Here is a 23779-nt window from a genome sequence, read left to right as displayed (position 1 = left end):
GTCAGGAGGCCGCTCCGGCCCGCCGCGCCTCCAGCTCCAGCAGGTACCGCTTGGCCTCGATCCCGCCGGCGTACCCGGTCAGCGCGCCGGTCGAGCCGATCACCCGGTGACAGGGCAGCACCACGCACACCGGGTTGGCACCGAGCGCCGCGCCCACCGCCCGCGCGGCCGTCGGCCGGCCCGCGGCCCGGGCCAGCTCTCCGTAGCGCGCCGTGTGCCCGTAACCGACACCGGCCAGCGCGGCCAGCACCCGGCGTCCGAAGTCGGTGCCCAGGCGCAGGTCCACCGGCACGGTGAACTCCCGGGTCCGGCCGTCGAGGTAGCGATCGAGCTGGTCAGCGGCGGCGTGCAGCACCGGGTGCCCGGCGGGCCGGGCCGGCCCGGCCGGGCGCAGCCCTGCCCTGCGCAGCCGCTCCTCCGGGACGGGGGCCCAGCGGCAGGCGAGCAGGGCGTCGTCGGTCGCGAGCAGGACGAGTCGGCCGACGGGGGTGTCGAGTTCGGCCTGGTGGCAGTCGGTCATGGCGGTCATGTCGGTCATGGCGGTCGGGTCCTCCGGGGAGCGGCGGGTGGTCATGCCGCCACTGGGCGGCAGCTCAGGCAGGCCCGGTATCCGGCGGCGTGCGCGGCGTCGGCCGTGCCGAACGGCACCCGGTGCCGGTCGGTGATCCGGCGGGCGTGCGCGCAGGTCGGGTAGCAGAAGATCCGGGTGGTGTCGCTGCCCAGGAAGTGGGTGCCGGCGGCGAGGAACCGGTCGAGGCGCTCCTCGTCGATGCCCTCATGGGTGCGCAGCCGCTCGGCCAGTTCGGCGGGCAGCCCGCAGTCCAGCGGGGTGCCGTCCTCGTCGGCGAGGCGGTGCACCGGGATCAGCACCGGAACGGGGTTGGCGCGGACGGCCGCCAGCAGCTCGCCCTGGTCCGCGCCGGGCAGGCCGGCCTCGCGGGCCACCCACCCGGTGGGGCGCAGCTGGCCGCGCGGAATGGCCCGGACCGCTTCAAGCACGCGCCACTGCGCCTCGGTCAGGGTGCCGTGGTCGTAGCGCAGCATCCGGTCGCGACCGGTGCGCAGCGCCCCCACGACCCCGGGCAGCGGCTTGCCGGTGCGCAGCACGCTGCGGCCGGTGCGGCGCAGGTACGCCTCCTCGAACGCCGCGGGATCCGGGTACCAGTCGACGGGTGCGGCGCCGGTGACCGCGCCCCGGCCGTAGGCGACGAACAGCCCGGTCACCGGGCCCTCGACCAGCGCGTACCGGTCGTACTCCCGCTCGGGGACGCCGGCCCGCTCCAGGATCCGCAGCGCCAGGTCCGCCGGCATCGGTACCCGCAGGGCATCGAGGCCGAGGGCCGTGCGGGCGTCGGCGATCGGCGTACCGCCCGCCCCGGGACGCGCCGCGCCGTTCGCCGCGCGTCCGGGTGCCCCGTCCGGGACCGCCGCTCCGTGGCCGGTCATCCGCTCACCTCCTTCTCCGCCAGCTGGGGCTTCTCCCGTAGCGCGGCCAGACCCCGGGAGACCTGGGCCTTCACCGTACCCACGGGGCACTCCAGCAGTTCCGCGATCTCCGCGTAGCCGAGCTCCCCGACGTGCCGCAGGACCACCGGCAGCCGGTGGTGCTCGGGCAGCTCGGCGAGCGCGGCCACCAGCCTGTTCCGCTCGTAGGCGTGCTCCGCCCTCTGTTCGGGGCCGGGCCTCCCGTCAGCCAACGGCAGCTCCCGGACGTCGACGCCGTCGTCGGCGAGCGGCCTGCGGGTCAGCGTGCGGATGTGGTTGCGCCACACGTTGGTGCCGATCGCGAGCAGCCAGGCCCGCGGCTGCAGGGTGCGCCGCCGCTGCGGCGGATAGTCGCGCAGCGCGGTGTACGCCCGCAGGAAGGTGTCCTGCACCAGGTCTTCCACGTCGCGCGACGCCCCGTTGAGGCGGAGCAGCACCGAGTACACGGCACCGCCGTGAGTCCGCACGAGTTCGGCGAAGCCACGGTCGAGGTCTGCCGCGAGCAGCTCGGTGAGCGGAGGCATCTCGTCCATCACTGCTGAGAACACCACCGCGCGGAAAAAGGTTGCACCCACGGTACGCGCCACCGGCCCGTGGTTCCGACCGCCCCGACCGCCCCGGCCGGGGCGGTCGGGGCGGTCGGAACCACGGGAGCGACGGCTCGACCCGAACCCATCCGGACCCCGGCCGCGCCGGATCGAGATCCTGCTGCTCCACCGCCACCACGCATAGGGCCGGCGCGCTCGGCACCTCCACCGGCCGCTCCCGGCCTGCCGGGCCCTAGACGAGTGGTTCCGAAGTGGGTCAGTGGTCGCAGGCGGTCAGTGAGCGGGTGACGAGCTGGCCAGTGGTGCGGTTGTGCCAGATCGCGCAGGTCGTCGCCGGTAGCCGCCGGCCGATGCGGGCGCCGAGGCCCTCGATGGTGCGGCCGCCGTGCTGCTCGAGTCCGAGCTGTCCCTTCAAGGTGTCGTTCACGGACCCGATCAGCCGGCGGACGGATTTCAGCAGTCCCTCGCCGGGGCGCGGGGTCCGGTTGCGGCAGGACGGCCGCAGCAGAGTGATGCCGTGCCGGTCGAGGAAGCGGCCGAGTTCGGCGGAGACGTGGCCCTTGTCGGCGAGGACCAGCAGACCTGGCCGCTCGCGGGCCAGTTCCGGTTCGGTCTCGACGAGCGCGGCCGGCACCTGGCGCCCGTCGACCTTGGGGTTGGCCAGGGCCCGGGTGACGGGCAGTCCGGCCGGGGTGCACACCGGGTGCGGCTTCAGGCCCCGGAACCAGCGCGAGTGCGAGCGGCTGTAGCCGTAGCCGGCCCACCCGGCCAGGGCCGAGCGGCGGATGGTGTCACGCGAGCGCCCGCACTCCACGGGTGTGAAGTCGGTGATCCATACCGGGTCGCCCCACAGGTCGGTGGCCCGGGCCAGGTCGCGGACGGCCTACTGGAGCAACGGACGCGCGACGCGCAGGCGCTTGTTGTAGCCGGGGCGTTCGGGCAGGTCCGGGAACACGCCGCGCAGGTGGGCTCGGGCGAAGCGGATCCAGCGGGCCTCGGAGTGGAAGCCCGGCAGCACCTGGGCCACGGCCAGGCACACCAGCTCGGAGTCCGTCAGCCGCGGCGGGCGGCCCGACCAACGCGTTCGAGGCAGATGATCATCGATCCGTACGCAGAGTGCCGTCGGGAGGGGGTCCCGCTCTTCGGTCGTCACAACCCGAATGCTGGACACCCTCCCTTCACGTCCGAAGCAGAACCAGCAGACCCAACCGACTTCGGAACTACTCGTCCAGGTGTTCTGACCACGGAGGTGGGTGACGGGGTTCACGGCTTGGTGATCTTGAAATGAGTGAGGGCCCTCTGGCTCGGTGTGGATTGCGACATCTGCACCGGCTGCCGGAAAGGCCCTCGTGCCACACCGCAACGCACCGCTGACCGAGACCGGACGCCCACGCTTGGCCCGCTGCGTGGTCGAGGACGGAGGGTCACTGCGCCGGGCCGCCGAGCGTTTCCGGGTCTCCCCGACCACCGCCATGCGCTGGGCGGACCGCTACCGCACGTTCGGCGAGGCCGGCACGGGCGACCGTTCCAGCCGGCCGCACCGCAGCCCGAACCGGACCGCGACCCGTACCGAGCGGCGGATCATCGAGGTCCGCCGTCGTACGCCAGCCGTGCCGGGCGTGCTGCCGGGTCCGGCTGGTGCGGCCGGCCCGGCCGGTGACGCCGATCTTGAGGGCGTTCAGCTCATCGGACTCGGCGATGTACAGCACAGCCCCGGCTCCGGCCAGCCCGTGGAAGTTCCGGCCCTGCCCGGCTTCGGTGTGCGGCGTTGTGGTGCTCACGCCGCGATGCTGCCGGACGGCACTGACAGCCGGTCGCCCTCGAGGGCAGGAATCCGAACTCGCCCGCGCGATGGTCTCCGAACTCGAAGCGGTCTTCGGCGACGACCCGGATGAGCCGGTCCCGGGCAGACACCGGTGATCTCGCACATCGCCGTCCCGCCGGACGACCTCCACCCACCGGGAAAACCCGTTGCCCACACCCCTGGCTCTGCCGCAGGGTATGGGCATCAGCCCGGCACCACCCAGCGGAGAGGAACGCGAGATGAGCAGCAACCAGTCGTATCGGCGTTCTTCGAGTTCCCAGCAGAGCCGGGGACTTCCCTCCTCGCGGTAGACGGGTCCGACAGCGCCCGGCCGCCCACGGGGGACTCCCCCGTCCGGGCGGCCTTTCCGCTTGCCGCCCTCCCGCAGTGCCGGATGGTGCAACTGGCAGCACGCCTGACTCTGGATCAGGAGACTCGGGGTTCGAATCCTCGTCCGGCAGCGCAGCACCTGGAGAGTTGGCCGAGTGGCAAGGCAGCGGCTTGCTAAGCCGTCGTCGGGGTCGCCCCCGCGCGCGTTCGATCCGCGCACTCTCCGCGCGACAACCGCAGTTCACGGAGGAGCCAGCCGACAGGTGGCGCCGGCCTCGGTCTCGAAAACCGTTGGGGCACGCGAGTGCCCGTGTGGGTTCGACCCCCACTTCCTCCGCCAAGGGCGAGCTGGGCATGGGAGAGCCCCGGGGCCTGTAAAGCCCCCGCTTCGGCTGCGCCGGTTCGAATCCGGCCTCGCCCACCGACATCACCGGTCAAGGGAGATCCACAGTTCAGGGAGCATTTTCCCGTCCTGGTAGTCGCACGGTGGTCGCAGCACGGGAGCACATTGGGAAGTGCAGACCCTCGCGCACCCGGCCCTTTCCGAGGCGATCACCATGCGTACCCCCGCCCCTGCCCCCGATCGCGGCCGTGTCTACCGGCGCTGCGGCTCCCGCGACGCCCACCGCCGCCAGCTCGGCACCTCCTGTCCGCGTCTGGCCGACCCCGGCCACGGCAGCCGGGCGTTCGCCGTCGACGCCCCTCCCCGGGCGGTCGCCGCCGCACCCTGCGCCGCGCCGGCTTCAATGACGAGGTCGAAGCGCGCTCCGCCCTGAGGCAGTTCAACGAAGGCGTCGCCTTCGGTGTCTTCACCGACCTGCGGCAGACGACCGCCGACTACCTGCGCCAGTGGCTCGACGAGAAGGCCCTGCTCCTCTCAAGCCCACCACCATGGCCCGTTACCGCGACTACGCCGAGAAGGACCTGATCCCCGCCTTCGGCGACATCCCCCTCGACGCAGAATCCGGCACCCCCCCCGCCTGCCGCACCCACCGCCCCGCACACTCCCACCCACGCCCCCACCGGCCCCGACCCACCCACCCCGGCCCGCACACCGACGACCCCACCGAGGACTGGCCCATGCAACCCGGCGACCACCATGCGACCACCACCTGAGGCGGCAACAGAAAGAGCCGGCACCTGGTCTCCCAAGTACCGGCTCTGACAACCGACTTCACAGTCGGGACGACAGGATTTGAACCTGCGACCCCTTGACCCCCAGCACTACGCCGACCAGCTCACCGACCTGTTCGAAGTCATGCTCGGCACCGGCATGCGCCGCGGCGAAGCCCTCGCCCTCCACTGGACCGACGTCCACCTCATGGACCGCACACTCTTCGTCCGCTGGACCCTCGCCGCCATCGACAACGGCCGCCTCACCCTCGGCCGGCCGAAGACACCGGCCAGCCGCGCCTGGATCAGCCTCTCCCCCAGAGTCACCGCCGCCCTCCACCGCCAAGCCGCCCTCCAGATGAACGCCCACCCCGACCACCGGCTCGAAGGACTCGTCTTCGCCCGCCCCAGCGGCGCACCCCTGCGCCCCCAGTGGGTCCTCGACCAACTCCGCAAACGCACCGCCGAACTCGACCTGCCCAGGATCGGCCTGCACGACCTGCGCCACACAGCCGCCAGCATCATGATCGCCGAAGGCATCCCCCTCGCCATCGTCTCCAAGACACTGCGCCACGCCACCCTCGCCACCACCATCAACCTCTACGGCCACCTCTTCAAAGACTCCGCCGACCAAGCCGTCCACGCCCTCGCCCAAGCACTCGACCGCGCCCAAGCAAGCCGAATCCAGCCGCACTTCAGCAAGGACGACGACGACGAGAACCCCATGCCCGTAGCCGCATAACCCTCAACTGGACCGAGCTCTCGGGGTAGGCACCTACTCCTGGTCGAGGTGGCCGCGCCAGTCGGCGAACTCGGCCCTGATCGCAGCAGCGGCAGGCGGATCGATCCCGTACACGGCGAACTGCTTGTCGCTGTAGCGCTCGACGCGGCGCAGCGCGTCGGCGAACATGGCGTGGTCGAAGCCCGCGTCGTTCCGGGCGGCGAGTTCCAGCAGGTGGTCTCGGGAGTAGCCGGCTTTCAGCAGACCGTGGACGTCGATGGCGTCGCGGACCTCGGCGCGGCTGAAGAGTGCGCCGGTCTTGCCGGCCGCGACGTCATCACGGTGTAGGACCGGGCCGAACTCGGAGTCCACGGGCGGGTGGTGGAGGAACTCAGCGACCAGTTCGACTTTGCTCTGTGTGCCGGTCGCGGGGTCGGTGACGTTCATCCGGGCGTAGGTCGGCACCTGTTGCACGACTTCCACCGTGTATCCGGCGGCTTCGTACGCGGCCGCCGCCGCAGCCACCGCTGCTGGCATCTCCTGCGTCGCCCGGTCGATGGGCGCGAAGAGGTCGACGTCGTCGCTCAGTCGGTCGACGATGTGGTGGGCCTGGACCGCGTAGCCGCCGGCGAGGGCGTAGCCGTACTCCGCGGCCAGGGCGTCCAGACCGATCCTGATCAGGCGGAGGTGCTGTTCGTCCACTACGCCGCTGCCGCGCGGGGGCCGAGTTCGGGGAAGCGGGCCTGCCAGAGTGTGCGCAGTTCCCTGGGCAGGAACAGCTCCGGCCAGATGCGCAGCAGCGTGGCCCGGTCCAGGTGGTCGTGGAGGTCGGCGGGCGACTGGGCTTCGCGGATCACCCGCTCGTACATGAGGACGAGGTCGGCTTGGTCGGTGAGGTCGTAGGTGTAGGGCGGGCCCCAGTCCAGGTATCGGGGCAGCACGACCGGGCCGGTCGTCGGACCGGTCAGCCGGTCCAGCGAGGCCGGCAGTGCGTAGGGCTTGGCTACCGCGTACCTGCTCATGGCCCTAGTCTGCCGCACCGGCAGCGGACGGCGCAGGCTCCTGCTGCTCGTCGGAGTCGGAATGGAGGATGTCGAGGAGGTCCTGGGCCGCCCAGTCGGGGAAGGTCATCGCCGGTGGAACCGGCAGCCCGGCAGCGCGCAGCTGGGCTTCTTCCTCGTGGATGGCCCGGGTGATCCACCGGAGTGTGGCGTCGTCGAGGAGGTCCGGGTGGGCGGCTGCGGTGTCGGCGAGCCGGCCGGGGTCGGGGAGGAGTTCGGTCACCTCGGTGGGCAGGGTGCCGTTGTCAGCCGCTCGGGCGACGGCGCGGCGGGCGGCGGTCTCGTACCAGCCGGAGCCCCGCCGCTGGCCGATGGACTCGGTGCGGGGGCCGTGCACGGTGAGCATCCGCAGGACGGCCTCTGAGCCGAGGGTGTCGTCGGCCTGCTGCCAGAGGTCGATCTGCCGGCGGATGGAGACGAGGACCGGTGTCCAGCCTTCCTCGAAGATGTCGGCGAGGGCCCGGCCGTCGGCGAGTCGGCGGGCGGGTTGGGTGAGGGCGAGCCGCACGGCCGGCCAGTCGATGCCTTCGGGGTGGACGTGGGGCAGGACGGCGCGGGTGGCGGCGATGTTGGCCCGGGCCATTCCGAGGTCGCCTATCTTGAAGTGCCACTGCTCGACGTCGCTCTCGCGGCGCCAGCACCACTCCGCGATGCCCCGGGCCGCGGCCGACGGGACCGGGTCCGCGACGATCAGCGGGTAGGTGCGCATTCCGGAACCCATCCGCCAGGAGAACTCCTCTCCCAAGTCCTTGATCGCCGCGTCCCCGTTGTCGCTCCGGTAGCGGCTGATCGCCTCGTTGACGGTGTCCGCCCACAGCAGCAGGACCAGGTCGCGGTGCAGCGCCTTGGCGTTCTCCGGGAGGTGGACGCGGGTGGCGTCCAGGAGGCCGGCGCTCGGCTACCGGGCTAGTGTCGGGGTGAACGCCCTGAGCTGGTTGTCCTGCGCGGTGAGGACGATGAGTCGGTCACCGGCCAAGGCGGTGCGGCGGACGTCGGTCATGGCATCGGGCCGGCCGTCGTCCAGGCGGCCGCCGCGTACGGCCGCGCCACCGTCGAGGGGGAAGGCGTAGAGCTGCGGGCCCGTGTCGTAGGCGGAGACCACCGCGCGCACCGCACCGTCGACGGCGCCTGGGAACAGGGTGACCTGGCTGCTGTCGCGGTGCAGGGGGTACTGCCAGGCGATGTTTCCGGTGGTGAGGTCGAAGCCGGCGACGACGGTGTCGAAGCCGACCGGCAGGTCCTGGTCGTCCACGGTGAACGCCTTGACGAACACGCCGCCCGACACCACCCCGTCCTGGCCCGCCTGTTGGCGGGCGGAGCGCCCCGCGACCTCGCCGGTGCGCAGCGGGAGCCAGGTGCGGTCGTCGCCCGCGAGGACGTAGTAGTGGTTCTCGGACGGCCAGTCGGCATCGGGGAGTCGGACCAGTGCGGGGGAGGCGGCCAGGACGCGCACGTCGGGGTCGCGCTGGTCGGTGTGGGGGCCGGGGAGGGTGGTGGTGACGTGGCCGTCGCCGAGGTCGTGGGTGAGCAGCAGGTGGTCGGTGTTCTGGTCGAAGTCGCCGGCGTAGGAGGCGAGGACTTGGCGGTCGTGGACGGTGAGGCTGTCGAGCTGCCGTTCGGTGCCATCGGGCAGGCGTTGGACGGGCCCGGTCCACAGCACGCGCCCGCTGCGGGCGTCGAACGCCCGGGGCGCGGTGGGGGTGCCGGCGACCGCGATGCCCTGGCTGATCGCGACCGACGGCTCCAGCGGCCCGTACGGCGCGCCGTCGGGCAGGAGGGCTACGGTCCACAGCTGCCGTCCGGTGGCGAGGTCGACGGCCAGGGCGGTGTCGCACGGGGCGTCGGGGGCCGGGCCGCGCAGGAGCACCACGGCGATGCCGCCGTCCTGTGCGGGGTCGGTAGGGCAGGGGACGCGGCCTCCGTCGAAGGGCAGGTTCCACCGAGGGGTGCCGTCGGCCAGGGCGACGGCTTCGATGCCGGGGCCGAAGACGCGGGCGGCGATCTCGTCGCCGATCAGGAGGGACGGGTCGAGGTGGTCGTAGTGGGAGGCCAGGGTGGCGGACCACTGCGGGGTCCTGGTGCCCGCGATCCCGTAGCGGCCGGCCTGCGGGCTCTCGCGGGTATCGGTCACCGGTCCGCGGGGGTGGCGGTGTTGCCAGAGCACGACGCCCGTCGCGGCGGCGCCGAGCAGGAGCACGCCGACCAGCCCGAGGACTGCGAGGACTGCACCGGATCGACGCCGGGGCGGCGCGGCGGGGGGCTGCCACTGGGGAACGGCCGGAGCCCCGGGCCACGGTGGCGGCGTGGACGGCCACGGCGGGGCGGCAGGTGCGGCGGGCGGTCGGAGCGCGGGGGCGGAGTGCGGCCGGGCCGACGGCGCGGACGCGACGGGCGGAGGCGGCCACGCCCCGTGCGGCGGTGTGGACGGGGCATGCGAGGTCGTGGGCGGTACCGGTGCTGTGGCGGGCCCGTTCCCGTCCCGCTCCCCGGCGGCGCGCATGCGCCGGGCGGCGGAGTGCAGCACGACTACGGCCAGTGCGCACGCCGCCACCACGGCCGCGCCGGTGATCCGTGCGTCCAGGCCGTTGTGACGGCGGGTCAGCAGGAGGAGGCCGACCAGTGCGAGGACCGTGTACAGCACTTGGCCCTGCACGGCGCCGGTCGGTGCCCCGCGCAGTGCGTGCCGGGTGGCCGACGCGGCGGCGAGGGCCGTCATCGCCGGGACTGTGGCACCGAAGACCAGGGCCGCGAAGCCGAAGGAGTTGCCGTACGCTCCCCAGCCGAGCCCGGCGACGGCCAGGAGCACCACCGCCGCCGTGAACGCCGCCACCAGCAGCCCGCACAGGGCGGCGGCGAGCCCGGCGGCCCGGCGGGGACCGGGCAAATGGGCGACCGCGGAGCGCCGGGTGTCGGGCAGCAGCTCCGCCAGCCGGCGGCGCAGCGGCAGACCGGAAGCCAGCAGGAAACCGGCCGTCCCCAGGAGGGCGAGGCCGACGAGCAGGGCGGCGAGTCCGGCGGGGCCGCGGGTGAGGGCGTAGTGGCCGCCGCCGGCCGAGAGCGGGAGGCCGAGCATCAGGCAGAGCGCCCAGGTCCGGGCGCGTCCGCGCAGGCGTGCGATCAGTGCCGCGGCCTCGGCCGGGCCCGGGACGGGCGCCCACGGGCCCCGTCCGGGACCGGGGACGGCGGGCGGGTACGGGTCGGGGTGCACGGAGCGGGTCTCCTCGTGGGGCAGGGCGGATGCCGGGTGGGCTCTTCACCACCGGCCAGGCACAGGGCGGCCGTCCTCGTCCCCTCGGAGGCAGCGGGCGCGGCGCGAGTCGATGCTGACAGCTGCGGGGCGACGGGTGTTTCCCCCGCCCGCCATCGCCTTGGCCCAGCGTGCCGCCCCGTCCGCGCCCGGTTCCGCACGGCCGCTTTACCGAATCCTGACGGTCGGTGTACGTTCCCCGGTGGCGCGTACGGGTCAAAGGGGGGGCGTGCGTGAGGACTGTTCTGGACACCACACTGCTGCCGGAGGCCGAACGGGCACAGGCGTGGGCGCAGACCGCCGCCCTGGCGGAGGTGACCACGCGGTTCCGGTTCACCGAGCCGGGACGGTCCGGCGTGCGGATCGGCGCGACGGCCCTGGGGCCGGTCCAGTTGTCCTCGATCTCCTACGCGCCGTTGTCGTCGTACCGGTCGGCGAGGCTGATCCGCCGGTCCGACCCGGAGAGCTACCAGCTCGCCTTCGTGGCATCGGGTCGGCAGCGCATCGAGCAGGGCGGCAACGGCGGGTGCGCCGGGCCGGGGGAGATCCTGCTGTACGACAGTTCCCGGCCGTTCGAGGCCTCGGTCGACAACGCGCTCGCCAGTTCGAGCTGCCTGCTGCTGCAGTTCCCGCGCGATCTGATGCCGTTGCGGGACAACACCGTTGCGGCGCAGTGCGGGAAAACCCTCAGGACCCCCGGCCTCGGGCAGGTGCTCGGCAGCATGCTCCTGGCCACAGCCGACAGCGACGAGCACCTCGACGAGGCGGACCGCGTCCGGCTGGGTGAGACCCTCATCGACCTGGCAGCCGCCGTCGTGGCCCGGCACGCCGGACAGGACGGCGTCCCGTCGCACTCCCGCGCGGCGGTCCTGCACCAGGAGGCACTCGTCCACATCCGGCGTCACCTCGCCGACCCGGAACTGGCGCCGCACGACATCGCCGCGGCCCTGTCCGTGTCGACGCGCACCCTGCACCGGGCGTTCGAGTCCCGCGGCGAGAGCGTGACGGGAGTCCTGCGCCGAGAGCGGATCGCCCGCTGCCGGGCGGACCTCGCCGACCCGCGCCTGGCCGCACTCCCCGTCGCCGCCATCGGCGCACGCTGGGGCCTGCCCCGCCCGGCGGGCTTCAGCCGCGTGTTCCGCGCCGAAACCGCCACCACCCCCACCGACTTCCGCCGCCAGAGCACCATCGGGCGGCGGAGCCCGGACGGCGGTCCCCGCCAGGACTGACGGGAACCGCGCTGACGTCCAACGAACGGTTTCGGCTGGAGGCTGCACGCCTTTCCCCCGGCCCCGGCCGCTCAGAGCGGCCGGGGCCGGTCGCGGTCAGGCCCCGCCGCCGCGCAGCGAGACCTTGCCGGAGGGCCAGCAGTCGATGCGGATGTAGAACGAGCGCGTCATGTACTTGGTCAGCTTGACGGTGCCGTTGAGGCCGATGTCCATGTAGCCGGGGTAGCTTCCGCGGGCGGCGCCGTTGTTCCAGGTGCCCGCCCACGTGATGGCGACGTCCGCGCCGTAGGTGTCTCCCTTGCTAGAGCTGACCCAGAGTGCGTAGACACGCGAACCGTTGTACTTGAACTCTCCGTTGACCGTGGCCTTGGCTATCTTGCACTTCCAGCCCGATCCGCTGCCCCACTTGGGTTTGCCGGTGGAGTAGCAGGCCGTCGCGGAGACGTAGCGGTACTTCCAGGCCGCCGTCGCGGACGCGGCGGAGGTGCCCGCTGCTGCCGGGCGCGGCGGGACGGCTGCGGCGGCCGCAGTGGGAGGAGCGGGAGGTTCGGTGTCCTGGGCGGGGCCGACGGTGACCTCGGTGCCCAAGGCGCACGTCGCGCCGAGGTCGGTGCCGAAGTCCGCGGACGCCTGCGCGCACTCGTCGGCGCTCGGCTGGGTCACGTTGGTGAGGTAGCTGCCGCCCTCGTCGCCCATGTCGGGCTCGGTCTGGGGAAGCTGGCGGGTGTAGGAGTAGACGTCCACGGAGACGGTCACCGGCGCGGAGCCGGCGTTGTGCAGGACGACGTTGCCGTCGCTGCCGAGCTTGGCGAAGGTGAAGCCGCTGACGGGGTTGCCAGCCTGGTAGTTGACCGTCCGTGAACTCGGGTTGGCGGCGAGGGACGGGTAGACCTGAACGGCACCGGCGCCGGCGGTGCTCTTCGCGTCGAGCGCGATGCCCACGCCGCTCACGTCCGTGGTGCCCGGAACGCCGCCCAGGCCCCGGGGGGCGAGGAGGGTGTCGCCGCCAGCGGGGACGGACACGGCAGTGGCGATGCGGGCCGGTACGAGGGGTTCGAGGGCCAGGTGCTCGGGTTCGACCCCCGCGTGCGAGAAGTACCCGGTGACCTCCACCCACACGGCGGTGGCGCCAAGGCTGAGGTTGTGGATGTCGATCTTCCCGTTGGCGCCGACCTTGGCGATGACGGAGTTCTGCAGCATCCGGTTGGGCACGTAGTCGATGGTGGCGTCGACCGGCAGCCCCTCCCCGTCGGGGAAGACGCGCAGGGTCCCGCTGTCGCGGGGGCTGAGGGTGGCGATGTTCAGGGCCACCGCGTCCACCCCCTGCTGCGGTACGCCGCCTTGGCCCAGGGCCTGGAGCTGGAAGGTGCCGTTGAGAGGCACGGACTGGTTGTCCACCACGGTCACGGGGGCGAGCGGGACGTAGGAGGCGCCTCCCGTCACCGCCGGGTCCTCCAGGGTCAGGGTGTATCCCTGGACGTCCAGGTAGACCTTCACGGCCTGGTCGCTGCGGTTGACGACCTTGACCCTGCCGTCGGTGCCGACCTTCGCCGTCACCAGGTTGGCCAGGTAGAAGTTGGGGTTGTACTCCAGCGCCGTCGTCTGCGGCTCCATTCCGCCGGACGGGTAGAGGGCGAGCGAACCGCTGTTGAACCAGTCGCCCTTGGCGCTGATGTTCAGGGCGACCGAGTCCAGGCCCGAGAGCGGAAGTCCGCCGACCCCGGCGACGTCCACCGTCAACGTCGAGTTGGCGGAGACCTTGACGTCGTTGGCCAGCCGGGCACGGGCCGTGTGGTACTGACCGGTCTTCACGAGGTTGATCGGCGCCGGGTCGCCGGCATCCGCATTCGCCACCAACGCGGTGGTCTGGCCGCTCACCACGGCGGCCTGGGCAGTGGTACTGAGACCGAGGGCGAGCAGTGCCGTGAACACTGCCGAGATCCGAAGGCTTCGCCTCGTTGGCCGTAACTGCACGGGAAGACCTCTCTCCTGCTCCTGGAACGATGGGTCCAAGCACTGACCTGCTGGACGTCGTCCCATGCTGCACGCCTCTGCACCTGCGCCGTATCCGCCACCGACCTCTTGACGTGTACGGGAAAAGATTCGTCGGCGGATGGAAAGGTTCGGGCCACACGGCCGACCGGCGCAGCGGGCAAGGTACTGGGCAGCGGTTCGCTCGCGCGTGGGTGCCTGCTTGCGGCAGGAACGCGCCGACCGGGCTTGATCCGGTTTGACGGGCACTTCTGATCAGGGGTGCCAGCCCCGGAAGGACGATGTCCGTCATGGAGAGCATGGGGAAGGAGAGACCGCGTCCTCGCCGCTCGTTCGCGCCGGAGTCCAAGGCCGAGATCGTCGAGCTGTTCCGGCGCGGTGACCGCTCGGCCGGTCAGGTCGCCAAGGACTTCGACCTGACCGAGACCGCGGTACGGCTGTGGGTGAACAGGCCGAGGTCGACCTGGGGAGGGCCGGCTTCACCCGGCCACCGTCATCGACATCGCCTCCCGCCGCGTCGTCCGATCCCGCCGCCCGGCCGGTCCGGTGGTGTTGCACCCGGATCGTGGCTGTTAGTGCACGAGTCGTGAATTCGCCGGTCTTGCAAGGGATTCCGGCATCCGGCTCTCGATCGGTCGCACCGGCCGGTGTGGGGACAGTGCGCTCGCGGAGTCGTTCTTCGCCACGCCGGGAAGGGAGTTGACCGGCGACCGGCCGTGGCCGAGCCGGGCGGCGGCGCACCCGGCGATCTTCGAGTGGATCGAGGGCTGGTACAGCGTTCTCAGGCTGCACAGCAGCCTCGGCTACCGCAGTCCCGCCGAGTACGAGAGCGTCCTCGCAGCCTGACCACCACACCAACGGTGTCCGTCGAAGCGGAGCAAGCTCAACCTCTGCGCCGTCCTTTGGTTGCGCTGCCCACCTCTACGACTCGATCCGGCCCACCTACCCGGTGCGGGCGTTCGCTCGGGCCATCGGCACCGAGTCGGTGCACGTCCTGGACCTGGGCGCGGGCACCGGGCTACTGGCCGGCGTGTTGCGCGCCGCCGGCCACGAGGTGATCGCGGTCGAACCCGACGAGCAGATGCGCGCCGTGGCCGCCGAACGCCGCCCGGACGCGCAGGTGCTCGCCGGCAGCGCCGAGGACATCCCGTTGCCGGACGACTCCGTCGACGCCGTCGTGGCCGGGCCGGCGTACCACTGGTTCACCCCGCAGGTCTCACTGCCGCAGATTCACCGGGTACTGCGCAAGGACGTTGTCTTCGCTGCGATGTGGAACATCCGTGACGACCGGACCCCGTGGGTGGCCGCGCTTTCCGACATCGTCGGCGCGAGGGACACGGTCTGGAAAGTGCCTGGCAGTACGGGCCGGTGACGCCGTGGTTCACCGAGCCCGAACGTGGCCTGATCGAGCACAATGTGACCGTCCCGGCGGACCGGCTGATCGACCTGGTGCGGTCCCGCTCCTCCTCCCTGACCGCCGACGCCGCCGAGCAGGCCCGTTTGGACCGGGAAATCGGCGAGTTGGCCGCCACCGACCCGGCCCTGGCCGGCCGCGACAGCGCCGAGATGCCCTACCGGACCTGCGTCTACCGAATGCGGCGGGTCTGATTCCCGGCCGGAGCCTCTGGCGAAGCTCATGGCAGTCGCGTTTCGTGATCATATGAGGCCGAGGAACGCGAGGGGGCGGTAGGGACTGCGGGCGTCGCGCCGCAGTCCGGCGGCGATTGTTGGTGGTAGCGGCGGGGCGGAGGGCGTCGATGGCGAGGTTGCGCCAGCTGGTCATGGCGCGACGGGCGGGTAGCCCTCCCGAACGGAGCCCGGGTAGGCGCGACGCCACCAGTGCGTCATCCGCCCGGCCGCCGACGCCTCGGTCAGCGCCGGGTCGTTGTCCCGCGTCTTGGCGCGGAACAGCTCACGGTATGCGGCGAACTTCGCGGCCACCTTGGCCGGGGCATCGTCGAGCGATCAGCCTCGGACAACCGGTCACCCGTCGTCACCAGAACCGGAGCGTTCGGGACCCCCCGACCACCCGAACGACACCCGTCCACACCCGCACCGGTCCACCAAAAACCGAGAACAGCCCGAGAAACACCGTCAGGTCACACACCGAGAACAGGCGCCCAACCGGGACGTCAGGCTCACAGCAGCCCCCAGGCGCAAGCCCGATCGGACCTCGGCGGGACGGCGTCAGTGTGGGGACTGGCTGCCACCCGGCCCGTTCCTTGCAGGGCTGCCGCTGTGGCGGGTCCGCCCTACTCGTCGGCGGCCGTCGCGACCGCCGGCACCGCCGGGGCGCCCGGCCAGGACGAGCCAGGACGAGACGGGACGGTGGTGGGGCGGGGCGGGGACAGCGGCCGCGACGGGACGGGCCCGGACAGGGCCGGGACGAACTCGCCGTCCCGGCCGGACATCAGACATCTCGGCTGGGAGCCGGCCCGCCCGCACAGGCCTTTCGGGACCGCTCGGGCTTCAGCCCAGGGGATTCGGCTTCCAGTCCTGGACGAGGAGCCCGAGAACTACCTCGTCCAGGAACTCGCCCAGCACCCACGCCGAGGAGCGCAGCACGCCCTCGCGGACGAAACCGTTGCGCTCGGCGGAGCGAAGCATGGCGTGGTTGTCCGCCAGTGTCTCGATCTGCAGCCGCTGCAGGCCGCGGACCACGAAACCGTAGTAGCAGAGCGTCGCGACGACGTCTGTGCCGTAGCCCTTGCCGCGCACCGCCGGCAGCAGTCCGAGTCCGATGTGCGCGGAGCGGTGGTGGTTGTCGATTCCCCACAGCGTCGCGGTACCGGCCAGGGCGCCTCCCTCCAGCTCCACCACGGAGAACGCGACGCTGCCTTGCGCCGTGTCGTCCACCACGAGCCGCGGGTCCTTCGAACCGGGTGAGATCGGCCGCCACGGCCCGGCCTCGGCCCGCGCGGAGTTGACCACGTCGTCATAGAGCTCGGCCCGCAGAGTGGGGATGTCGTCCTCGTGCCGGGCCCTCAGCCCGATCTTGCCGCCCTTTAGCATGCGGACTTCTTATCCGACACGGCTCGCTCATGACAAACGAATACATGGACAGTCCGAGTTGACGCGGTGGCAGCACCCACCTCATGAACGTGCCACAACCTTGCTTGCGCTCGCCGGTCCCTCGCCAGGCCCGGGCCGGGCGGGCCGGGGCGGGTTCCGTCACAAGCAGTCCGTCACGCAACCCCCAGCAACCCGATGAACAGATACCCGGACAGGACCCCCCGGATCGGAACAGGAAGCCGTCCGGGCCACAGACCGACGGACAGGTCGAGGCCGGACGCGGCCCGGACGGGGCAGGGCAGGGCAAGGAAGAGCAGCGGGGTCGAGGCGGGCAGGGACGGACAGCCCAGGCCGAGCCGAAACCGGGCCGTCCTCCACCTCGTCCTCCGCCTCGTCCTTGCTGGCCGGGTCGGCGCCGACGGCGACGCCGCGCTCCTGCAGCAGCTCGCACACCCGCGCGAACAGCAGCATCCGCAGCTCCCAGGCCCGCGATCGGCGCCCGATCAGGGGCTTCCACGCCTCCGGCCCAGCCGCCTGCACCTGCGCGCCGTCGAGCTGGAGGCGGAAGTGCGCCTGCACCAGCAGCATCCCGAGCCGGTAGTCGTTCAGCGCGGCACTGCGGTACTCCGCCAGGCGGCCGCGCGGGCTGGTGCCCCGGGCGATCCACTCGGCCAGGACCCGCGCCACGGGCTCCACGTCCACGTCCATTCCGAAGACCTCCTTCGCGTATGCGGTGGCGAGTGCGCCGAGCGCCCGGCGGTCGCCCGGCGGCAACGCCGCGTCCGTGTCCGACAGGAGCCGGTGCACCTGCCCCAGCAGCGGCCGGCTCCGGCCGTCCTCCGCCTCGAACACAAGTCGCGCCGCCGCTCCCCGGCCGCCGGTGATGCGGCCGGTGTCGGGGTTGTACCGGTCCAGCGAGCGGCACAGAAGCCGCCAGCCGCGCCGCAGCGGCGCGTTGCCGTCCACCCTCTCCAGGAACACCGGCACGGCCCGGCGGGTGCGGGTCACCCGCAGCCACGGCTCCTGGTTGTCGTTCTTGAAACTCCACAGCGTGCTCGCGCACAGCCCGCCGCCCGCATCGCGCAGCGCGGCCAGCACCACCTGCTCGGGCTTGGCCCCGGCCTGCAGAGCGTTGAAACCGGTCTGCATCAGCTTCCGGGCCCTGCCGACATTGCGCCGGGCGAACTCCCGCTCCGCATCCGGCGATTCGCACGACAGGACACTCGCCGACCCCGCCGTCACCCACGCCCCGTACGGCAGCGCCCACATCGCGACCCGGCACCCCCGGCACACCGGCCATCCCGCCAGCCTCGGCGGCAGGTTGTTCAGCGCCTTGGCCGTGTCGAACAGCGGCAGGTTCGCCTTCGACCACACCACCGCCGACGCCGCGCCGCAGAACGTGCACGGCCACACCGCCCCCGCCCCCGGGGCGTCCGGGGCGAACATTTCCTCGATCGCGGGCCTGAGCACCCGCGCATCGGAGGGACGCTTGCTGTGCGTGGCCTTCGAGTTGGGGTAGAGCGCGAACAGCACCTTCCACCAGTCGTAGCGGCTCGCGTCCTTCGACGCCGTCGCCGCGGCGACCACGTCCGCCACCAGCCCCGCCACGACAGCGTCCAGACCGTCCGGACCCACCGCCTCGGGAGTCGGGCAGCCGGCCAGGACCGCCACCGCCCACGCACCCGCCCGCTGCAGGGGATGCCCCGAAGCGGCCAGCACACTCACCTGATCCACCCGAACCCCTGGATCGTGTCCAGCCCCATCCCCCACGACCTGAGCGCCGCCACGAACCGCGCGTCCGCGTCCAGCTCGACCCTCACCTTCGCGCCGATCCGCGGCGCCCCCCGCACCGCGAACCTCCGCCGCGGCCCCGCCTCCAGCACCCGCAACCCACGCGGCGCCGGCAGACCCAGCAGCTCCGCCTTGTGCGCGAGATTGTGCGCGAGCCGCTCCACGAAGTACTCGTCACCCGGCAGCAGGTTCCGGCTCTCGTGCTTGACCACCACCGGGGTCAGCGTCTCCAACTCCACCAGGCCGTCCGCTGCCGGTGCCGGGCCCCCGCCTTCCAGAGCGATCCCGCGCACCGCCAACCGCGTCCTGCCCCATTCCAGTTCACCGCACGAGGCCAGCGACCTCACCAGCACGGAGGCGATCTCCGGCACCGGCGAACCGAACCACACCGACCCCTCCCCCGACGTCGTGAACACCCCCTTGCGCGGCGGCGCCCCCACGAACACCGGCCCCGCCACCCCCACCGGCTTCAACGACTTCCCACGCCATCCATTGTCGTGCAACTCCCTTGCCAGAGAAGCATCCTGAGCCTAAATCAGCCGGTACACCATGCCCCGCGCCGCACCGTGCACGTCCTCCCACCACACCGTCGGCGAATCCGGCACCACATCAACTCTCACTCTCACAACACCCTCCGGAGGCACACGCGAACAACAACAACTCGCCTGCAGGGGAACATAGATCACCCAACGGAACCGCTCCCGCAATTCCCCGCAGCCCACACCGGTGCCCAACTCCACGTGCTATGGCCGGCCGCCTCGAACGGCCGACCCTCACACGCCCGAGGCCCGAGCAGCAACACGAACAGCATCCCGCCGACCCCCTGGCCACCCCAAACACCTCTGAACAGGCACAACGCACTACCGACCAGTTACTGCAGCCCACCTCACACGCCGGATCACCGATCTACCGACTGCATGACTGCCGAATTACCAACTCTTCAGGGCTGATGACGATCGGTCGGGGTCCGCTGCATCCGCGCAGCGAGTTGGTGTTCCCAACCCTCCAGAGTTGATGACGACAGTGCGTCTGGCGTACGCGACCGGCCTGCGCTGGGGGTTCCCAACCCTCCAGAGTTGATGACGACGACCTCCCCGTCGGGTTCGCCGCGCAGCAGGTCGCGTTCCAAACCCTCCAGGGCTAATGACAATGGGGAGCAGTGCTGGACCGAACACCCGGGACTGATGTTCCTAACCCTCCAGGGCTGATGACGACACGGTTCAGGCTGTGCCTACCTCGGCATCCCGTTCGCGTTCCCAACGAGCAATGCTCAAGACCTGTGGATCGCTTCCGGGAGGGCGCGCAGAGGGCGTACCTTCCCGAATGATCCTTTGATGGTCACCGAGTAGGCCCGCGTTCGCAGCGCGGGTCGGGAAGGCACGCCTGTGCTCAGCGTAGTCACCGACGACGGCTCCACCCTGTCCGGCTCCCTGATCGACGAGATCGTCCGTGAGGGCGCCCGGCGGATGCTGGCCGCTGCACTGGAGGCGGAAGTCAACCAGTACATAGCGGAGTTGGAGGCCGAGACGGACGAGCGCGGGCACCGCCCGGTGGTCCGCAACGGCCATCACCGGCCCCGGACCGTGACCACCGCCGCCGGCCCGGTCGAGGTCACCGCGCCGCGGGTGAACGACCGCCGCGTCGACGAGGCCACCGGCGAACGGAAGCGGTTCTCCTCAAAGATCCTTGCGCCGTGGTGCCGCAAGTCGCCTAAGGTCAGCGAGGTGCTGCCACTGCTCTACCTGCACGGCCTGTCGTCGGGGGACTTCGTGCCCGCGCTGGAGCAGTTCCTCGGCTCGGCTGCCGGGCTGTCGCCGGCCGCGGTCACCCGGCTGACCAGGCAGTGGGGTGACGACCACGCCGCCTTCCAGGCCCGGGACCTGTCGGACCGGGACTTCGTCTACGTGTGGGCCGACGGCGTGCACCCCAAGATCCGGTTGGGGCAGGCGCACTCCTGTGTGCTGGTCCTGCTCGGGGTTCGACTGGACGGCACAAAGGAGCTGATCGCACTGGCAGAGGGCCTGCGCGAGTCCACCGAGTCCTGGGCCGACCTGCTGCGCGACTGCCGCCACCGGGGCATGCGCGACCCCGAACTCGTCGTCGGCGACGGCGCAATGGGACTGTGGCGGGCCCTGAGCGAGGTGTTCCCCGCAGCCAGGCATCAGAGGTGCTGGGTTCACAAATCTCGCAATGTCACGAACGCACTGCCGAAGTCCGCGCAGCCCGGCGCAACCAAGGCGATGCAGGAGATCTACAACGCCGAGGACCGCTCCCACGCGGAGAAGGCGATCAAGGCGTTCGTGCGCACCTACGGCGCCAAGTGGCCCAAGGCCGTCGCGAAGATCACCGACGACGCCGAGGAGCTGCTGGCGTTCTACGACTTCCCGGCCGAGCACTGGATCCATCTGCGGACCACGAACCCGATCGAGTCGACGTTCTCCACGATCAAGCTGCGGACCAAGGTCACCCGCGGGGCCGGCAGCCCCGCCGCGGCCCTCGCCATGGTGTTCAAGCTCGTCGAGTCCGCCCAGGAACGCTGGCGCGCGATCACCGGAGCCCACCTCGTCGCCCTGGTCCGCTCCAGCACCCGCTTCGAGAACGGGATCCTGGTCGAGCGCATCGAGGTGGTGGCATGATCGAGCCCCTCAACCCCGGCAGTCACGCGGTCGAGGTGGAACTGGAGATCGATCAGGTCACCCTCGTGAATCCGGCCGAGGCCACCGCCACAGTGCGCTGCACGGTCGGGCCGGTTCGCCGCGGCGCCCGATTCGGCCACATCCGCAACTCGGCAGAAGCCATCGACCTGGAACTGACGCAGATCCTCGCCTATCACCGTTCCGTCGAGGAACTCGACCCCGTCCACACCGCGCTCGTGACCCTCCGAGGCACAGGAGTCCAACTACTGGCATCAGCTACCCTGTGCTCCCACTGGCAGGCCATCCGGGGAACCAACCCACTGCCGTGACCAAACCATCCACAGGTATTGACTATTGCTCTCAAGACCTGTGGATCGGCTCTGGGAGGAACGCGGAAGGCATGCCTTTGGCCTGGCGATGGTGTTCGAGCTCGTCAAGTCGGCTCAGGTCCGTTGGCGAGCCGTCAATGGCGCCCACCTCGTCCCACTCGTCCGCGCCGGGGCCCGCTTCGAGCGCGGAGCCCTGATGGAGCCTGACCGAACGGCGGCCTAATTTCCACGATGCGCGGAAATCGATGGTCTCCCCGATACCGGCCAGGCGATACTGGCCCGCCATGACAAGCGATGAATACGCGGTCAGTCCGGCGTTGCGCCGAGTTCTGGCCAATGCAGGCGGATCGGAACTGCTGGACCTGCTGGCCAAGGAGCTGACCGGGACGGATCTGACTACCCTGCTCCTGGAAGTCTTCCGACGCCGCGCCGATCGGCTCACCCCGGCCGAGGTGATGCGGCGCTATCGCACCGACCGGTTCGTGACCCCGGCCCCGACAGGGTTCGCGCAAATACGACGAGCCGAAGACTTCCTGCTCTCGGCGATGCCGGATGACTTCCAGATGCTCACCTTGGCTCCCCTCGTCCCCCTGGCAGCGCATACGGCGGTCGCGACCGTCGACCCGCGCAAGGTCGTCGCCACCATTCGTGGCAGCGAGGTCGCGGCCGACCCGACCAATGCCCTGGCCCTGGAGGCAGCCCAGCGCAGATCCCAGGCCCTGGCCGCCGATCCCCGCTCGGCCGTGCCGGTCCGGATGGCCGCAAGCCAACGAGTCGTGCGTGCCCAGCACTTCGACGCGCCCGGTATGCTCGCCCACTTCCAACTATTCGCCCTGGTGACCGCTGGCCGGGACACAGGCAGCCGGACCTTCGAGCAACAGCACCTGGTCGAGCACCTACATTTCGCCGTCCGGGCGATGGCACAGGCTGGAGTGCGTCAGACCGAGATCCGCATCACCTGCCTCGACGAGTCCGCCGCTCCGATCCTGGCCCGCGCACGTACAGAGCTGGCCGGAACACCAGGCGTTGACATCATCGACGATCCCAACCGGGTGACCGGACGCGGCTACTACACCGACCTGTGCTACAAGATCTACGCCACCATCCACGGCCAGCAACTGGAGATCGCGGACGGCGGGTTTGTCGACTGGACCCGGCACCTCACCGGAAGCCACAAAGAACGCCTCTTGATCAGCGGATTCGGCGTCGACCGACTTGCCACAATGCTGACGCCACCCACCGACACCGAAGCATCATCTCCGCGCCAGAGCAGCTAGCAGATCCAAAGGTATTGACAATTGCTCGCCGGCCCGTGGCCGGCCGCAGCAGACGACGTGCCTTCGCCTCGGGCAAGAAGAACACGATGAAGGCCACCGTGATCGCCGACCACAAGGGCCGCACACTGTGGACCGGTGCCCTGCGGCCAGGGCGGATGCACGACGCCACCGCCGCCCGCAACGACGGCATCGCCGACTGCTTCCGGTACTTCCCCGGCGTGGAGGTCCTCCTCGACGACGGCTGCCTCGGCCTGCGGCGCGATCACCCCGGCCAGGCGATCACGCCGCCAAGGAAATCGAACGAGAGCGCCCTGGCCGACGTCCACTCCCGCCGGGAACAGGCCCGACACCAGCACTCCTCCGACCGCATCACCGTCGAACACGCCCTGGCCGGCCACAAACGCTGGAAACAACTCCTGTACTGGACCCACCGCCGGGACAACCTGCCCGACACCTACCGCGCCATCGCCGGCCTCGTCTCCAACTGCACCATCGGCGCGTGAACCACCGCCCCCAACCAGGCGACCGCGGCCTCACCTACTATCACGCACCAACTCACAAGCGGAGTTGACCGGTCGTCACCCGCTGAGATGACGTGTCCCGCACCCCCACTGTGCCGCCACCGCCCAGCCCCCGGCTGCCGGCTGCTGAAGGACGGCCACCACAAGACAGGGTGAGTCGATACAGGAGGGCACCACGGTGCCGACCTCGCGTGCACAATCGCGCTCCAAGCCAGTTATTGACACCTCTCCGGCAGAACACGCACAGGAACCGTCCACCGGACGGAACCGATTCACCCCTCCCGCTCCCGGAGCTAGGGTGACGTTCATGGCGGACGTCCCAACGGCAGCGGCACCCTCCCTGGCGGCTCTGGACGCGGTGGTGGACCTCGCCTGTCGACCGCCCACCGGCGTCTCCCGCGCGAAGCAACTGCGCTGGGTCGCCGGGGAGTTGCGCACCGCACTGGAACGGGGCGCGATCCCGCCGACGGCCGCCCGCTCGCTCGGCGCGCTCCTCGCCCCGGACACCCTCGCCGCCTACCTCACGGCCGCCGAACGGGGCCTGCTGCGACGCAAACCCGCCGCACGACCCGACCACGCCTCACCCGCGTCCGTGCGCGTACGTGAGGACTGCCTGCGCATCCTCGGCGTCCAGGCCGGCATCCCCCTCACCCTCCCCGAGCGCGACCGGCCCAAGGTCACGC

Annotated in this window: 23 protein-coding genes, 4 tRNA genes and 3 pseudogenes; 16 read left to right on the top strand and 14 right to left on the bottom strand. The window is 71.3% G+C overall.

Annotation, left to right across the window (positions count from 1 at the left end; genetic code table 11):
• Window position 1: 1 nt before the first annotated feature.
• The 4 genes and pseudogenes from K353_RS21475 to K353_RS21460 all read right to left on the bottom strand — a co-directional run bounded on the left by K353_RS21475 (window position 2) and on the right by K353_RS21460 (window position 3186).
• Window positions 2-574, bottom strand: a complete 573-nt coding sequence (locus tag K353_RS21475; RefSeq protein ID WP_233533729.1) for a methylated-DNA--[protein]-cysteine S-methyltransferase — start codon at window positions 572-574, stop codon at window positions 2-4.
• Window positions 571-1446: an Ada metal-binding domain-containing protein gene (locus K353_RS21470; protein ID WP_233533728.1), complete on the bottom strand. Its 876-nt coding sequence runs from the start codon at window positions 1444-1446 to the stop codon at window positions 571-573. Before K353_RS21470 ends, K353_RS21475 begins: the two co-directional genes overlap by 4 nt.
• Window positions 1443-2018, bottom strand: a complete 576-nt coding sequence (locus tag K353_RS21465; RefSeq protein WP_111555175.1) for an RNA polymerase sigma factor — start codon at window positions 2016-2018, stop codon at window positions 1443-1445. The genes K353_RS21470 and K353_RS21465 overlap by 4 nt, the downstream gene beginning before the upstream one ends.
• Window positions 2019-2289: 271 nt before the next feature.
• Window positions 2290-3186: pseudogene (locus tag K353_RS21460) on the bottom strand (IS982 family transposase).
• 196 nt (window positions 3187-3382) lie between these two features.
• Here K353_RS21460 and K353_RS21455 point away from each other — a divergent pair.
• From K353_RS21455 to K353_RS21430, 7 genes and pseudogenes are all read left to right on the top strand, one after another.
• Window positions 3383-3628 (top strand): annotated as a pseudogene (locus tag K353_RS21455) (leucine zipper domain-containing protein); the annotation flags it as partial.
• Between the two features lie 597 nt (window positions 3629-4225).
• Window positions 4226-4298, top strand: a tRNA-Gln gene (locus K353_RS21450).
• A 10-nt stretch (window positions 4299-4308) separates the two neighbouring features.
• Window positions 4309-4393: transfer RNA gene (locus K353_RS21445), tRNA-Ser, on the top strand.
• A 19-nt stretch (window positions 4394-4412) separates the two neighbouring features.
• Window positions 4413-4507 (top strand) — tRNA-Ser (locus tag K353_RS34455).
• A gap of 1 nt (window position 4508) precedes the next feature.
• Window positions 4509-4588: transfer RNA gene (locus K353_RS21440), tRNA-Tyr, on the top strand.
• A 470-nt stretch (window positions 4589-5058) separates the two neighbouring features.
• On the top strand, window positions 5059-5283 hold the full coding sequence (locus K353_RS21435; protein WP_111555174.1) for a hypothetical protein: 225 nt from the start codon (window positions 5059-5061) through the stop codon (window positions 5281-5283).
• Between the two features lie 79 nt (window positions 5284-5362).
• The gene (locus tag K353_RS21430; protein WP_111555173.1) at window positions 5363-6022 is read left to right on the top strand and encodes a site-specific integrase; all 660 of its coding nucleotides are present in this window, start codon (window positions 5363-5365) and stop codon (window positions 6020-6022) included.
• Window positions 6023-6055: 33 nt separating this feature from the next.
• Here K353_RS21430 and K353_RS21425 read toward each other — a convergent pair whose 3' ends face one another.
• The 4 genes from K353_RS21425 to K353_RS21410 form a co-directional block, all read right to left on the bottom strand.
• Window positions 6056-6703 (bottom strand): nucleotidyl transferase AbiEii/AbiGii toxin family protein, encoded by a 648-nt coding sequence (locus K353_RS21425; protein WP_111555172.1) that lies wholly within the window; start codon window positions 6701-6703, stop codon window positions 6056-6058.
• Window positions 6703-7023: a hypothetical protein gene (locus tag K353_RS21420; protein ID WP_111555171.1), complete on the bottom strand. Its 321-nt coding sequence runs from the start codon at window positions 7021-7023 to the stop codon at window positions 6703-6705. Before K353_RS21420 ends, K353_RS21425 begins: the two co-directional genes overlap by 1 nt.
• A gap of 4 nt (window positions 7024-7027) precedes the next feature.
• Complete coding sequence (locus tag K353_RS21415; RefSeq protein WP_146616533.1) at window positions 7028-7783, bottom strand: hypothetical protein; 756 nt, start codon at window positions 7781-7783, stop codon at window positions 7028-7030.
• 177 nt (window positions 7784-7960) lie between these two features.
• A complete protein-coding gene (locus tag K353_RS21410; protein WP_111555169.1) occupies window positions 7961-10270 on the bottom strand; it encodes a PQQ-binding-like beta-propeller repeat protein in 2310 nt (769 codons plus the stop codon).
• 272 nt (window positions 10271-10542) lie between these two features.
• On the opposite strand from K353_RS21410, the gene K353_RS21405 reads away from it, so the two are divergent.
• The gene (locus K353_RS21405) at window positions 10543-11538 is read left to right on the top strand and encodes a helix-turn-helix domain-containing protein (RefSeq protein WP_111555168.1); all 996 of its coding nucleotides are present in this window, start codon (window positions 10543-10545) and stop codon (window positions 11536-11538) included.
• 96 nt (window positions 11539-11634) lie between these two features.
• Here the strand turns inward: K353_RS21405 and K353_RS21400 are convergent, their stop codons facing one another.
• Window positions 11635-13470 (bottom strand): hypothetical protein, encoded by a 1836-nt coding sequence (locus K353_RS21400; RefSeq protein ID WP_111555167.1) that lies wholly within the window; start codon window positions 13468-13470, stop codon window positions 11635-11637.
• 678 nt (window positions 13471-14148) lie between these two features.
• Between K353_RS21400 and K353_RS21390 the strand changes: the two genes are divergently transcribed.
• The 3 genes from K353_RS21390 (at window position 14149) to K353_RS21380 (ending at window position 15138) form a co-directional block, all read left to right on the top strand.
• Window positions 14149-14376, top strand: coding sequence for an integrase core domain-containing protein (locus tag K353_RS21390; protein ID WP_111555165.1), 228 nt, complete (start codon window positions 14149-14151; stop codon window positions 14374-14376).
• 139 nt (window positions 14377-14515) lie between these two features.
• A complete protein-coding gene (locus tag K353_RS21385; protein ID WP_158585454.1) occupies window positions 14516-14902 on the top strand; it encodes a class I SAM-dependent methyltransferase in 387 nt (128 codons plus the stop codon).
• A complete protein-coding gene (locus K353_RS21380) occupies window positions 14899-15138 on the top strand; it encodes a hypothetical protein (RefSeq protein ID WP_111555163.1) in 240 nt (79 codons plus the stop codon). The genes K353_RS21385 and K353_RS21380 overlap by 4 nt, the downstream gene beginning before the upstream one ends.
• A gap of 171 nt (window positions 15139-15309) precedes the next feature.
• On the opposite strand, the gene K353_RS35890 is transcribed toward K353_RS21380, so the two are convergent.
• From K353_RS35890 to cas6, 4 genes are all read right to left on the bottom strand, one after another.
• On the bottom strand, window positions 15310-15471 hold the full coding sequence (locus K353_RS35890) for a hypothetical protein (protein WP_233533727.1): 162 nt from the start codon (window positions 15469-15471) through the stop codon (window positions 15310-15312).
• A 528-nt stretch (window positions 15472-15999) separates the two neighbouring features.
• Window positions 16000-16542 carry a GNAT family N-acetyltransferase gene (locus K353_RS21375; RefSeq protein ID WP_111555162.1) on the bottom strand — a complete coding sequence of 181 codons (543 nt, stop codon included), beginning with the start codon at window positions 16540-16542 and terminating at the stop codon, window positions 16000-16002.
• Window positions 16543-16701: 159 nt separating this feature from the next.
• Window positions 16702-18276 (bottom strand): hypothetical protein, encoded by a 1575-nt coding sequence (locus K353_RS21370; RefSeq protein WP_199528193.1) that lies wholly within the window; start codon window positions 18274-18276, stop codon window positions 16702-16704.
• Entirely contained in the window at window positions 18264-18797 is a 534-nt protein-coding gene (gene cas6, locus K353_RS21365) for a CRISPR-associated endoribonuclease Cas6 (RefSeq protein WP_233533743.1), read from the bottom strand. The genes K353_RS21370 and cas6 overlap by 13 nt, the downstream gene beginning before the upstream one ends.
• Before the next feature lie 921 nt (window positions 18798-19718).
• Between cas6 and K353_RS21360 the strand changes: the two genes are divergently transcribed.
• Both K353_RS21360 and K353_RS21355 read left to right on the top strand, forming a co-directional pair.
• Complete coding sequence (locus tag K353_RS21360) at window positions 19719-20969, top strand: IS256 family transposase (RefSeq protein ID WP_111555161.1); 1251 nt, start codon at window positions 19719-19721, stop codon at window positions 20967-20969.
• Window positions 20966-21298: a hypothetical protein gene (locus K353_RS21355; RefSeq protein ID WP_111555160.1), complete on the top strand. Its 333-nt coding sequence runs from the start codon at window positions 20966-20968 to the stop codon at window positions 21296-21298. The genes K353_RS21360 and K353_RS21355 overlap by 4 nt, the downstream gene beginning before the upstream one ends.
• Window positions 21299-21329: 31 nt before the next feature.
• Here K353_RS21355 and K353_RS34450 read toward each other — a convergent pair whose 3' ends face one another.
• Window positions 21330-21584, bottom strand: coding sequence for a hypothetical protein (locus K353_RS34450; protein WP_158585453.1), 255 nt, complete (start codon window positions 21582-21584; stop codon window positions 21330-21332).
• Between K353_RS34450 and K353_RS21345 the strand changes: the two genes are divergently transcribed.
• The 3 genes and pseudogenes from K353_RS21345 to K353_RS21335 all read left to right on the top strand — a co-directional run.
• Complete coding sequence (locus K353_RS21345) at window positions 21583-22575, top strand: hypothetical protein (protein WP_111555308.1); 993 nt, start codon at window positions 21583-21585, stop codon at window positions 22573-22575. The genes K353_RS34450 and K353_RS21345 overlap by 2 nt on opposite strands.
• 26 nt (window positions 22576-22601) lie before the next feature.
• Window positions 22602-23078, top strand: a pseudogene (locus K353_RS21340) (transposase family protein); the annotation flags it as partial.
• Between the two features lie 325 nt (window positions 23079-23403).
• Window positions 23404-23779 (top strand): hypothetical protein (locus K353_RS21335; RefSeq protein ID WP_146616532.1); only part of this gene is annotated, 376 nt, incomplete at its 3' end.

This window comes from Kitasatospora sp. SolWspMP-SS2h, from assembly GCF_003259315.1.
Taxonomy (GTDB): Bacteria; Actinomycetota; Actinomycetes; order Streptomycetales; family Streptomycetaceae; genus Kitasatospora; species Kitasatospora fiedleri.
The sequence above is the reverse complement of the archived record's forward strand: the minus strand, read 5'-3'. Positions and strand labels throughout refer to the sequence as shown.

Bases quoted from the DNA above. Each gene is read 5' to 3' on its own strand.
- K353_RS21475 (WP_233533729.1), bottom strand. From the start codon at position 574: ATGACCACCCGCCGCTCCCCGGAGGACCCGACCGCCATGACCGACATG.
- K353_RS21470 (WP_233533728.1), bottom strand. From the start codon at position 1,446: ATGACCGGCCACGGAGCGGCGGTCCCGGACGGGGCACCCGGACGCGCG.
- K353_RS21465 (WP_111555175.1), bottom strand. From the start codon at position 2,018: ATGGACGAGATGCCTCCGCTCACCGAGCTGCTCGCGGCAGACCTCGAC.
- K353_RS21435 (WP_111555174.1), top strand. From the start codon at position 5,059: ATGGCCCGTTACCGCGACTACGCCGAGAAGGACCTGATCCCCGCCTTC.
- K353_RS21420 (WP_111555171.1), bottom strand. From the start codon at position 7,023: ATGAGCAGGTACGCGGTAGCCAAGCCCTACGCACTGCCGGCCTCGCTG.
- K353_RS21415 (WP_146616533.1), bottom strand. From the start codon at position 7,783: ATGGGTTCCGGAATGCGCACCTACCCGCTGATCGTCGCGGACCCGGTC.
- K353_RS21375 (WP_111555162.1), bottom strand. From the start codon at position 16,542: ATGCTAAAGGGCGGCAAGATCGGGCTGAGGGCCCGGCACGAGGACGAC.
- K353_RS21355 (WP_111555160.1), top strand. From the start codon at position 20,966: ATGATCGAGCCCCTCAACCCCGGCAGTCACGCGGTCGAGGTGGAACTG.
- K353_RS21345 (WP_111555308.1), top strand. From the start codon at position 21,583: ATGACAAGCGATGAATACGCGGTCAGTCCGGCGTTGCGCCGAGTTCTG.
- K353_RS34450 (WP_158585453.1), bottom strand. From the start codon at position 21,584: ATGGCGGGCCAGTATCGCCTGGCCGGTATCGGGGAGACCATCGATTTC.